This is a genomic window from Akkermansia sp. GGCC_0220, assembly GCF_017566105.1.
Classification (GTDB): Bacteria; Verrucomicrobiota; Verrucomicrobiia; order Verrucomicrobiales; family Akkermansiaceae; genus Akkermansia; species Akkermansia massiliensis.
Map to the genome: position 1 here is coordinate 159,401 of NZ_JABFCI010000007.1, position 12,693 is coordinate 172,093.

Genomic DNA, 12,693 nt, shown 5'->3' on the forward strand with positions numbered 1-12,693 from the left:
TCTTGGAATGATTCCAAATTGATGATATAATCATCCTATGAGTCATTGTGAGGATGGGCGCATCCGCATCCGCGGCGCCCGTGAGCATAATTTGCAGAATGTGGATGTGGACATTCCCCTGGGGCGGCTGACAGTGGTGACGGGACCTTCCGGATCGGGGAAAACGAGTCTGGCCATGCACACGCTGTATGCGGAAGGGCAGAGGCGTTATATGGAAACCTTTTCCCCGTACGTGCGCCAGTTCATGGACCGTATGGACAAGCCGGACGTGGATGCCGTGGAGAACATTCTTCCGGCCATCGCCCTGCATCAGCGCAACTCCGTCAGGACGTCCCGCTCCACGGTGGGAACCATGACAGGGCTGAACGATTACTGGAAATTCGTTTTCGCCCGTCTGGCCGTGGGGATAGATCCGGAAACCGGACGGGAAATCAAGCCGGAAACACCCGGCTCCATTGATGAAAAGCTGCATGAGGAATTTCCTTCCGGAACGGAGGTGATGGTTTGCCTGGAAGTGGCGCGGCCCGAATCCGTGGACCTGCCCACGCTGAAAAGGAACCTGGTGGCGCAGGGGTATTTGCGCGCCTTTGCGCATGGAGAGGCCCTCCGGCTGGAGGACGAGGAATGGACCCTGGAAGACGGGGCTCCTTTGCTGGTGATTCAAGACCGCGTGAGGCTGGCGGAAGACCAGCGGGAGCGCAGGCTGGAAGCGCTGGAAACGGCCATGCGCCTGGGTGGCGGCGTGGCCCATGTGATTCCCCGCGTGGACGGCATCTGGCTGCCCGCCATGAAATTCCGCGGGGACTGGCATCCGCTGATGGAGCCGCGGCCCGGATTGTTTTCCTTCAATTCCCCCCTGGGGGCATGCCCGGAGTGCCGCGGCTATGGCCGCGTGATCACCATTGACTACAACCGGTGCATCAAGCCGGAGCTCAGCGTCAATGACGGGGCCATCCATATTTTTGAAGGGGAAAGCAAGGTGTTTTCCGAATGCAAGAAGGACCTGATGCGCGGCTGGCGCAAAAATGCCCGCAAAGTTCGTCTGGATGTACCGTGGAAGGATTTGAAACAGTGGGAACGGGACTGGCTGCTGTACGGGGACGGAGAGGATCCGGATGAAATGTATGAACAAGGCCTGTGGTACGGCATTGCGGGCTTTTTCAGGTACCTGGAAAGCCGCACGCATAAAATGCATGTGCGGGTGTACCTGAGCCGTTTCCGCACCTATCAGGAATGCCCCTCCTGCCATGGCTTGCGCCTGAGGCCGGAAGCCCTGCAATTCAAGGTGGGCGGCAGAAGCATGCCGGAACTCTCCGGGATGCCCATGGACGAACTCCTGGCCTGGGTGGATCAATACGTCACGCCGCGCGCGGATGAAGACCCCGGCTTGAAGCATGCCGTGGCGGAACTCAGAAGCCGCCTGGAATATCTGAATGAAGTGGGTCTCGGCTACTTGACGTCCGACCGTCCCACGCGCTCCCTTTCCGGCGGGGAGATTGAACGCGTGAGCTTGACGACCTGCCTGGGCGCTTCCCTGACGGATACCCTGTTTGTGCTGGATGAACCCACCGTAGGGCTCCACCCCCGCGACACTTCCCGTTTGATTTCCGCCATGAACCGGCTTAAAAAGCGCGGGAATACGCTGGTGGTAGTGGAGCATGAGGAAGCGGTGATGCGTGCCGCGGACAGCCTGTTGGACATGGGGCCCGGCTCTGGCCGGGAGGGGGGAAAACTGGTTTATTCCGGAGAACCTGCCCGGATTGGGGAAGTTGCGGACTCCCTGACGGGGGCGTTCCTTTCCGGCAGGCGGCGCATCGCGGTGCCTAAAAAGAGGCGCAAGCCGCGTCAATTTCTGACCGTATCCGGCGCCACGCGCCACAACCTGCACAAGCTGGACGTGAAAGTGCCTCTGGGCGTCTTCACCTGCCTGACCGGCGTCAGCGGGTCTGGAAAAAGCACCCTGGCGCACGACGTGCTGTACCTGAACGCTCTGGTGGAAAAAGGGGCCGTATGCGAGGATGAACCCGCCCATGTCAAATCCATCAAGGGCTGGGAACAACTGGATGAAGTGGTGATGGTGGACCAGAGTCCCATCGTCCGGACCCCGCGCTCCACTCCTGCCGTTTATGCCGGGGTCTTTGAAGAAATACGTTCCCTCTTCTCGGAGACGGAAACAGCCCGTGCGCGCGGCATGAAGCCCGGTTTCTTCTCCTTCAACAGCGGCGACGGCCGCTGTCCGCGCTGCATGGGCATGGGGAGTGAAAAGGTGGAAATGCAATTTCTTTCAGATATCTTCGTGCAGTGCCCGCTGTGCCACGGCTCCCGGTACGGAAGTGAAGTGCTGAGCGTGTACCGCGACGGCAGGAACATTGCGGATGTGCTCGGCATGACGGTGGCGGCTGCGCTGGAATACTTCAGAGCGGAAAAAGGGGCCAAGGCCTCCCGCATTGCTTCCAAGCTGGGCGTGCTTCAGCGCGTAGGGCTGGGGCACCTGACCCTGGGGCAGCCGCTGAACACTCTCTCCGGCGGGGAAAACCAGCGGTTGAAGCTGGCTAAAATCCTGCTGGACCAGATTGGATCCGGCGCGAACAGCCCCAAGATGCTGATTCTGGACGAGCCGGGAACGGGACTTCACTTTGCCGATATTGAAATTCTGCTGGCCGTGTTCCGGGAACTGGTGGAGCAGGGGCACACCCTGCTGGTCATCGAGCACAACCCGGAATTCATCAAATCCGCGGACTACGTGATCGACCTGGGGCCGGAAGGCGGCGCAGGCGGCGGCCATGTGGTAGCCACGGGAACGCCGGAGGAAATTGTAGCCTCCGGGAAGGGATATACGGGCAAATACCTCCGGGATGTGCTGGAAGGGCGCCCTTCCGTTTACGATCCGGCGGACGCCGCCATGCCGGAATCCGCTGACGTGGACATACCGGAAGGCGTGATGGCCCTGCGGGGAGCGCGCCACCATAACCTGAAAAACGTGGACCTGGACGTGCCGCGCGGAGAAATGACCGTGCTGACCGGGCTCTCCGGCTCCGGGAAAAGCTCCCTGGCCTTCGACATCTTTTTTGCGGAAGGGCAGCGGCGTTTCATGGACGTCATGTCCCCGTACGCCCGGCAATTCACGGAACAACTGGAAAGCCCTGACATTGACCGCTTGACCGGATTGCCCCCCACGGTGGCCATTGAACAGAACATGTCCCGCGGCGGCACCAAATCCACTGTGGGCACCGTGACGGAAATCTGGCAATTCATGCGTCTGCTATATGCCAAGCTGGGGCAGGCCTACTGCCCGCAGTGCGGCGTGCCGGTGGGCAAAAGATCGGAATCCGAAGTGGTGGAGCTGGTGGTGCGGCAGCTGAAAAAACACGGCAGTCTGGCCTTGCTGGCTCCCCTCGTCAGGGGACGCAAGGGGCATTACGCCGATCTGGCCCGCTGGGCGGAAGGAAAGGGATATGAGGAAATGTGGGTGGACGGCAAATTGGTTCCGTTGAGCGGATTCCAGCCGCTGGACCGTTATTCCAGCCATGACCTGGACCTGGTCGTTTCACGTCCGGAGGCCTCCTGGACCCCGGAAAAACTTGCCGGAGCGGTGCATGCCGCGCTGGAAATGGGGGAAGGGTTCCTGCAAGTGCTTCCGCCCGGTTCCAGCCGGCCGGAGTTGATGGGGACCAAGCTTGCGTGCGCCTCCTGCGGGCAATCTTTCCCGGAACTGGAACCGTACACGTTCTCCTTCAACTCTCCACGCGGGTGGTGCCCTGTGTGCCGCGGGCATGGCATCGTGGGCAAGGGAAAGATGAAGGAAGACCAGGCGCAATCCCTGCTGGAAGCCGAACTGAAATATGACAAGGAACTGGCGCGGCAGGCGGACGATGACAAAGGGGTGAAAACCTGCCCCGCCTGCCAGGGAGTGCGTTTGAATGAATTTGCGCGCGCCGTGCGGCTTCAGGGAGTGACTCCCGGTGAAATCGCCTCCCTGCCTGCCGTAGCCGCCGCGGAACTGGTCAAAGGATGGAAATTTGAACGGGAGGAAGCTCTCATTGCCCGTGACGTGGTGGCGGAAATCACGCAGCGCCTCAACTTCCTCCAGCGGGTGGGGCTGGGCTACCTCTCCCTGGACCGCAGCGCCACGACGCTTTCCGGCGGGGAAACCCAGCGCATCCGCCTGGCATCCCAGCTGGGTTCCCACCTGCGCGGCGTGCTTTACGTGCTGGATGAACCCACCATCGGCCTGCATCCGCGGGACAACGAACTGCTGCTGGGTACACTGGATGAACTCAAGCGCCGGGGCAACACCCTGCTGGTAGTGGAACATGATGAAGACACCATGAAGCGTGCGGACCACATTGTGGACATGGGGCCGGGAGCCGGCATCCATGGCGGCAGGATTATGGCTCAGGGCACCTTTGAGGAACTGGCAGCCATGCCGGACTCCGTCACGGGCGCAGCCCTGCATCATAAGCCGCGCCATCCCTACCGCGGGAAAAGGCGCAGGATTCCGGCTAAAAAGGATGAATCCGCATGGCTGAGGGTGGAGGGCTGCTGCCTGCACAACCTGAAGGACGTGAACGCGGCCATTCCCAAGGGGCGGCTGACGGTGCTTACCGGCGTATCCGGCGCGGGGAAAACCTCCCTGATGACGGGAACCATCCGGCTGGCGGCGCGCCAGGCCATCGGCGACAAGCTCACTCGGGACCAGAAAAAGCTGTGGAAAACCTCCTCCGGCTTTGACACCATCCGCATGGTGTACGGTGTGGATCAGAGCCCCATCGGCAAGACGCCACGTTCTACTCCGGCCACCTACGTGGGCTTTCTGGACGATATCCGGACCCTGTTCGCGCAGACGGCGGACGCTCGCAGACTGGGCTTCGACCGCGGCCGCTTTTCCTTCAACACGGGGCAGGGTAACTGTGAATCCTGCAAGGGCACGGGCATGCAAAAGCTGGAAATGGACTTCCTGCCCCCCTGCTACGTGCCGTGTGAAACCTGCCGGGGCAAGCGCTATAATGCCGCCACCCTGACCGTGAGGTACAAGGGGAAAACCATTGCGGACGTGCTCCAGATGGACTTTGCGGAAGCGGCGGAATTCTTTGAAAGCCAGCCCCGCATCTCAGACCCGCTCAAACTGCTGGCGGAAACCGGCTTGGGCTATCTAACCTTGGGGCAGGCTTCCAATACGCTCTCCGGCGGGGAGGCTCAGCGGCTCAAGCTGGTGACGGAGCTCATCAAGGGTCGGCGCGTCAGCCGGAACGCCCTGATGAAGGGCAAGGAACTGCCCGGTGACCTGTACCTCATTGAGGAACCCTCCATCGGCCTGCATCCGCGGGACGTGAGATTGCTCATCGACGTGCTGCACCGCCTGGCGGACCAGGGAAACACGGTCATCGTCATCGAACACAACACGGAAATCATGGCGGAGGCGGACTACATCATCGACATGGGCCCCGGCCCCGGTGAAGCCGGAGGAACCATCGTGGCGGAAGGAACCCCGGAGCAGATAGCCAAAAAGAACTCCCCCACGGCGGAATACATCCGCCGGGAGCTGGAACCGGACAGCGTGTAACCCGTTAAAACAAAAACCTTGTCTTTCAGGACCGTTCCGGAATTACTGGAACGGTCCTTTTATATGGAGAAAAGGACCGGATGGAGGCTGACGGCGGGCGTTGGCCTGGTCACAGGGCGCCGAAATGCTTTTAAAGGAAAAATCAGCTATTCTGAAAATGGCGGAACGGAATTACTGCTGGAAATGTCTTAAAGGAAGTGCAAGGCTGTGTTCCGCATAAGCCCTTTTATTCCTGCGGCAGTGGTTGGCAAATACCGGAGAGGCAGGCGGGAACGGATGTAAAGGCATGAAAGCCATTCTTTAGAAAATCTTTGCACTGCGGTGAAACAACAAGCAATGAATATGGTGGAAAAAATAGTATTTGAACCGTTGGCAGACTCCCACCGGGAGGCCGTCATCCGTATCTTCAACCATTACGTGATGAACGGAACGGCTGCTTTCTCGGATGCGGAACTGCCGGAATCCTTTTATCCCCATATTCTGGAACGCGTGAAAGGTTATCCGGCGTATGCCGTGGTGGACTGCCGGACCGGGGAAGTAGTGGGCTTCTGCTTCCTGAGTGCGTATAAGCCTGTACCCACATTCCGGGAAACGGCCACCGTCACTTACTTCATTGCTCCCTCCCATCTTGGCCGGGGCATTGGCCGGATGTGCCTGGGCCGTCTGGAAGAGGATGCCGTGAAGCAGGGCATCCGCCACATCATTGCGGAAATATCCTCTGAAAACGAACAAAGCATGTCCTTTCACGCCAGCCAGGGCTTTATCCATGCCGGGCGCCTGAAAAACATCGGCTTTAAACTGGGCCGCACCTTTGACATTGTTTACATGCAGAAGGAAATCAAGTGATCAGCGCCGGTAATGCAGCGTGCAATAAGATGATGGGAATTTCCGAAAATCCTCTTCCTCACGCTATTCTGATGAGTCCTCTCTGAAAAGACAGGATGGCAGCGCCCTTCTCGTGGGCATCGTAAAGATTTCTCTAATTTTGTAGGCGTCTTACCGCCCCAGATGACCGCAGGCTAACTTCCTTCCAGAGTGCTGCTGCTGTGAAAGACTGCGAGAAATTCGTTAACCAGTGCATTCACGGAGCGCAAGGGAAACAGATTTGCCGGAAATAGAAGCCGGCTCGTTCGCTGCCGTCAAACCGAACACTATCCGTGTTACAATGTACTGGCATTTCCTGCGTCTGAAAACGACAATCGCCAAGCTTGGCTGTTAAACTGGTACGGCATTTGGGAAATAGTCCAAAACAAAAACAGGAATATTTTTCAAATGATCATAAATTCGTTAAAGTCTTCCAATATGTTTTCATATACATGTAGATTAGTTCAAATGAGTACCTAATGTCCATCAACCAATCCGGAACAGGGTGTAAGTGTTTTAACCTTTTTTTCAGTAATTGATGTTGCTGAACCGGGACTAACGCTACTCTCAATCCGGTACTGGCTCTTCTTGAATCAGCATGATATCTTTCACGAGGTATCTCTTTCTCATTATCGGGTATGAAAGAAAACACTCCTCCCCCGAGGGAGGTGACTGATAAACCAGTATCGGTTGATAAATTGCCGGTATCCGTTTTCCAGTTGACGGGATTGCGGCCATGCAAACGATGAGAATGATAAAAATCCGCACATAACTCCCATACATTGCCCAACATGTCATGAAACCCCCATGCATTGGGTTCTTTTTGTCCCACAGGATAGGCCCCTGTATTGGCATCGTGAAGATCCATCCATGCTACTTTCTCAAGATTATCGGGAAGAACGATTTCCTTGCCGCAGGAATAGGCTAATTCCCACTGTGCCTCCGTAGGCAGGGAAAAGCAATATCCTTCCGGAAGAATCCCCTGTTGTCGTGCAATCTCGGTTAATCGATCACAAAAATCCAGGCATTCATCATAGGATACCTGGCACATGGGGTACCGTGCGCCCGTTGTGATGGTCCATCTGTCTTCCAATTCCGGAATCGGGATCCATCCCATCATCTTTTCCCATTCCTCCTGTGTGATTTCGTACTTCCCCAGCCAGTAGGGATAAGTAATTTCCGTACGATGGTCGGATTTTGCAATTGGGTAGCTTCCTTTTGGAATGAAAATCAAGGTGAGCTTGTGTTCCGAATGGGGAATATCCATTTTTAACACATCTCCGGCCTGGGCAGATTGAACATTGGCTGTCGCAGGGGGTACTATGTCCAGGCATGTAATATCATTGCCAGGATAAAGGACAAAGATGAGCAAAGCCAATAATGCTATAATAGAGAAACTGATTTTCTTATTATTTTTTATCCATTTTATTATAAATTTCATTCCGAAGAGACAGGATAATTTTAATTATTTTTTAATTTAGCCTCCAGTAATTGCTTGGCTGTTTTTCTGTCAGTATTTTTCAAATTCTGGTTAGCTCCTTGTTTAATCAGGAAATTGTAGACATCTATTTGTCCTGCACGAGCAGCATAATGTAAGGCAGTCTCTTTGTAGGGAAAGGTCATAGAGGGTAGCTTCATTTCATTTGAAGCAACATTAATATCAGCCCTAAATTCGAGTAATTTCTTCATGGTATCAATATCCCCCACAGTTGCCGCCAGCATAAGAGCTGTTTCGCCCCCATTCCATTTTTTATCATATGGATTAAGATTTGGTTGTGGAGTCATGTTTGACGACAAATCCAGGTATGATTTTAATGAATTTCTAATCATATCTTTTCCTACAATGTAGGCAGGAGTATTGTAATGTAGATAATAAGGTGGAATATAGGGATTTCTTGTTTCTTCTTTTTTGGGGGTTATGGATGTACAAGATCCTAATAAGTTTAATGCTAAAAAAACTGAAGGGAATATAATATTAGTTTTCATGTTAAATAATTTATGATATACTTGTAGTTTTTAAAGTTCATGTGGATGATTTTTATGAAAAAAACAAGAATCATGCATAGATTTTTGTTATATTTAAAATAGGTAAATAATATTTTATGATTTGTAAACAGCTTTTACAGAAGGATCCTTCTTTAATTTACATTTAACACAACAAGCAAATTTGGATAACTCTTCTGCTTTCAGTAAAGAATCATTGAGATCAAAAACATGTATCGGAATCATATAACTCGGATGCACTTTATAAATATCAGGCGTGGCTCTTCCCTCAAGATATTGGGAACCTAATATCATACATCCTATACTCCATCCTAGAATTTTCAATTCATCATCAAGAAAAAAGTAACCAACTGCATCATAATTACCCATTCCCTCTGCTTGAGACCATGTTGAGAAGAGGGGGATGTCGTATATATATTTTACTTTTTCTTTATCTTTTTCACTAAAAAACCAATTAATTTTATCAAATTTAACCTTATTCATTAGGTATGGCGTTCCTTTCTTTAAGTCATCGCGGATTTCATCAATATTTTTCATTTTAGAAAGATATTGATTCATGGATGTGCTTTTCTTACGAAAAATGCTTAACAAGCTATGTAAATCTTTTGGTTTCTTATCAACTGTTTTTTCAAAAACTTCTGGGGTTATGTCGGATGGATTTACGCTATATTTGATATAAAGACAGGTATAAACAAACGGAAGAGGAAAAAATATGAATAATGTAATTATAAATATACTAACTCCAATCAGAAATTTTACTATTCCCAATTTATTGTTCATTTTTTTTATTTTCATAGAAAACTAGCATAATTAAATTATGAGAAATGCGTAATCTATTCATCATTTAAATAATCCGCTGGCTATATTCCAAAAATTCGAATTATTAGAAGGGATATAAACAGCGCCATGGTTGTCGCCAAAGTCATTCGTAAAATCATGAGTTATTACATTTGCTGGCACATTTTCAGGATGATCTGGGCCATTCTCTCCCAGAGCCACATTGAATTCGGAAAGTGGATAAACGAATTCTAAAATATCATATTCTTTGCTGATTGCTAAATGAATAGAATCAGCATTAGCAGGAGCTTTTTCAAATTCTTCTCCTGGTTCCAGAGACTCATTGTCAACTGCAGGATTGGCCAAGAAGACATTGCCTATATTGCCGATATCTTCCCCATGAGCCAATGCTTCAAGAGCTACTCCAGCTCCTAAGCTATGAGTTCCGATATGTACTTTTATGTTAGGACATTTGACTTTTAAATCTCTAAGAAAATGAGAAAATGCACCTGGTCCTGTAAATCTAGAACCTTTTACCGCGTCTTTAAAGTTTGAAGCACCAGGATTCCCGTTCCATGCAAACCCATAAACATCGCATTTTCCTTCCGAACTCTTATAAGCTTTTTCAACCACTTCAAATCTTGTCATCGCTTCTGCTAGAGTAGTATTATAACCATGGATCCATACTAACACACATCCGCATTTTGGACAATCACCTATTGTTCCTTCATAGGCATCTGACAAATTTGAAGGAAAAACCAGTCCATCATGATATATGTATTTTACAGATTCAGTAGCATTAATTAATATATATAGACCAAGATAATCAAGTTGTTTAAAAATTCTATTTTTGATAAATCCATATAAGTTTCGTCCTCCGTATTCCCGAATAGGATCCCTGTTAATCCACCTGCCATCTGTAGGATTCAGGTAGCGGTAATTGTAGTAGATCAGGCCAAGCTCGTCGTCCATGAACTCGCAGGAAAACCTGAACTTGTTTTCCTGAGCCCTGTCGCCCTGCGCCGTGATTAGGGCTCCAAGGGGGCATACTCATAGCGCGCCCTTTGCGTCTGCTTACAGTCGCAAGATGGAAGTGACGTTTTTGAGCATATCATGCATGAAGGCTTCCCACAATACATAATTATGTTTTTCGGAGCAGGTTAGTCTGCCAGAGCAAGCGTCTGCCTAGTGACGTTACCAAAGGCGTTGTATTCATAGAACGTAGGCACCATGGAGACAGAAGAACTGCTGTTGTCCGTGTCGTGTTGCGTGCCGACGTTATGATCTCTACGGTAGTAGAGGAATCCTACGGTCGTCGGAGGGGGCTGGACGACGGTCTGCCCGAAACCGTTGTTCAACGTTTGGGACAGGATGGTGTCTGGGCTGTATCATATAGCAAATGGTTCCCTTTAACTTTTACAGGATCTGTTATAGTCTTACAATTTCAGGATTCTATCTTCGCCAGTCTCATGTAAAAGACCGCAGTGCATCAGATAGAGCTACAGAGACCAGGTATGACAGCAGTGTGTTCACGGATAAGTAATAGAAAACAGATGTTATTGAGACTAGTAGTCCTAAAAAACATCCGGCATGCAAACAGCATGCCGGATGATGAAATAAATAATTGTCAGATTATATTTAAATAATTTTTTATTTTTTCATGAGAAATACAATTATTTTTATTGTATTTTTTGAGAGGAAAGGCAATGGAGTCTTTAGTCTTCAATTTTTATTTCTGCAAATAGTGAATTTGAGTTTTTAGAAATATATTCTTTTATCATATGAGCATTGTTACAAGCTATTTCTTTAGATGGGTATGTTATTGTCTGAAACAAAAAAACGTGAATGTCCCAAGGTAGTAACTTTCTTTTTCTTGGTATTCTGATTTTACCTTCCAAAAGTCCTCCGATTGTGGAATCGTATATTTCGAGAGTAAGAATGGGCTTTCTATTTTCCAATTGAATTCTTTTTGAGATAAAAAATCCAATAAAGGAGTATTGAGAGCTATCCAGGCTACTCTTGCTGGAATACAAGGTATTTATAGATGGTATTGCTGTAAAACAGATAACAGTGATGAGAATCAGAAAGGGAAGTGCCTCCGAGCAATTGTTCGCGTACTGTGTATCTACAGTGATTGCATAAATACAATACAACGTTGTCAATAAAAACCCGGTGGCAGGGATGAAAAACAATCCTGTAAGAACTATTTTTCTCCACAGGGGCTCGTAGGATACTCTTTGTACTGATAGGATTCCATTATTTAACGAAAAGGAAAGCGAGTAATTTATTTTATTAATGAGATTTTCATTTAAATTAAATCCTTGAATCATCTTATTTTTTTAATGATTAGTATCATGAGTTACAGTATTTTTTTAGTATAGCCAATGAAGAAGCTGTTGCAAGATTTTTTTCAGGGTAACTATAGCTTCCTCCTGCGGAAATTGTTTTATTGAATCCCAAGACCCCTATATTGATATAGGCACTCCATGAAATGTTTGCCTGAAGTAAAATATTACCATTACATAAATTAAGACATAAATCTCCAGATCCTGAAGCATTTACACCAAAACGTTGTCGATTAAACTGTCCCGTTGATTTATTTCTATAGCCGCTGCGTCTGTATTCTGCAACAGCAAAGGCTTCTACGGATACACATACTTTAATATTAGATAATTTTTTACATTTATCGTGAGAAATTTTAGCTTTGCCTCCTACCCTAAGTCCTGCATCAACATGTACACCCAAATATTTGGAGGCAAGTTTATCAATTTTTTTAACGCCTGGTATTGTCCACTGCCAAGCTGCATAAAATTCGCCTGAAACTTTGAAGTAGGGATCAGTTTGTATTTCTTCTTGTACTCTTGCATAAAATGGAGCACCAATGATCCCTAGATTGACTTCATAGGAGACGGTGTATAATCCAATAATATCATTAGATATTGTAGGTGAATTATAGATATAAGAGTACAAATTCCACCCACTCTGTTCCTGAATGGGATCTCTGTTAATCCACCTGCCGTCTGCGGGATTGAGGTGGCGGTAATTGTAGTAGACAAGCCCCAATTCGTCATCTGCATACTCGCAATCGGACTGTTCGATGTCTTCGTCGCAATCACAGGAACAGGGACATGGACAACCTCCTTCCTCCGGCTCGCTGGAGGAGGAAGAGAGTGAACTGGAACTGCTGCTGGAAGAAGAGCTGGAGCTGCTTGAGGAACTCGACGACGAGCTGCTGGAGGAAGACGAAGAACTGGAACTGCTCGAGGAAGAGCTGGAAGAATCAGGAGGCTCCGGAGCCGAAGAACTCTGCAGGGAGCTGGAAGACGAACTGCTCGAGGAGGAAGAGCTCGAACTGCTGCTTGGCTTGGGATCAAACTCAAACGAATCTCCTCCCCCTGCCGAACTGCTCGACGAGTTCCCTTCTTCCGCCTCCTGGTACAGGTTGACCAGGGTTAGCACGGTTTCTCCCTCCTTGCCGGCAGGCG

Annotated in this window: 9 protein-coding genes; 3 read left to right on the forward strand and 6 right to left on the reverse strand. The window is 49.7% G+C overall.

Annotation, left to right across the window (positions count from 1 at the left end; all coding sequences use genetic code 11):
- Positions 1 to 37 precede the first annotated feature (37 nt).
- Entirely contained in the window at positions 38 to 5,563 is a 5,526-nt protein-coding gene (gene uvrA, locus HJW02_RS07220) for an excinuclease ABC subunit UvrA (protein ID WP_102721470.1), read from the forward strand.
- Between the two features lie 336 nt (positions 5,564 to 5,899).
- Entirely contained in the window at positions 5,900 to 6,409 is a 510-nt protein-coding gene (locus tag HJW02_RS07225; RefSeq protein WP_205597338.1) for a GNAT family N-acetyltransferase, read from the forward strand.
- A 430-nt stretch (positions 6,410 to 6,839) separates the two neighbouring features.
- On the opposite strand, the gene HJW02_RS07230 is transcribed toward HJW02_RS07225, so the two are convergent.
- From HJW02_RS07230 to HJW02_RS07255, 6 genes are all read right to left on the reverse strand, one after another.
- Positions 6,840 to 7,868, reverse strand: a complete 1,029-nt coding sequence (locus HJW02_RS07230; protein WP_102721471.1) for a formylglycine-generating enzyme family protein — start codon at positions 7,866 to 7,868, stop codon at positions 6,840 to 6,842.
- Positions 7,869 to 7,888: 20 nt separating this feature from the next.
- A complete protein-coding gene (locus HJW02_RS07235; protein ID WP_102721472.1) occupies positions 7,889 to 8,413 on the reverse strand; it encodes an ankyrin repeat domain-containing protein in 525 nt (174 codons plus the stop codon).
- 114 nt (positions 8,414 to 8,527) lie between these two features.
- On the reverse strand, positions 8,528 to 8,989 hold the full coding sequence (locus HJW02_RS07240; protein ID WP_156340778.1) for a hypothetical protein: 462 nt from the start codon (positions 8,987 to 8,989) through the stop codon (positions 8,528 to 8,530).
- A gap of 282 nt (positions 8,990 to 9,271) precedes the next feature.
- The gene (locus HJW02_RS07245; RefSeq protein WP_290503136.1) at positions 9,272 to 10,237 is read right to left on the reverse strand and encodes an RHS repeat-associated core domain-containing protein; all 966 of its coding nucleotides are present in this window, start codon (positions 10,235 to 10,237) and stop codon (positions 9,272 to 9,274) included.
- A gap of 686 nt (positions 10,238 to 10,923) precedes the next feature.
- Complete coding sequence (locus tag HJW02_RS07250; protein WP_146019630.1) at positions 10,924 to 11,241, reverse strand: hypothetical protein; 318 nt, start codon at positions 11,239 to 11,241, stop codon at positions 10,924 to 10,926.
- A gap of 319 nt (positions 11,242 to 11,560) precedes the next feature.
- The gene (locus HJW02_RS07255) at positions 11,561 to 12,307 is read right to left on the reverse strand and encodes an RHS repeat-associated core domain-containing protein (protein ID WP_257228132.1); all 747 of its coding nucleotides are present in this window, start codon (positions 12,305 to 12,307) and stop codon (positions 11,561 to 11,563) included.
- On the opposite strand from HJW02_RS07255, the gene HJW02_RS07260 reads away from it, so the two are divergent.
- Positions 12,306 to 12,693, forward strand: a 388-nt coding sequence (locus HJW02_RS07260) for a hypothetical protein (RefSeq protein WP_208050619.1), incomplete at its 3' end; no start/stop codon positions are given. The two genes, HJW02_RS07255 and HJW02_RS07260, sit on opposite strands and share 2 nt — an antisense overlap.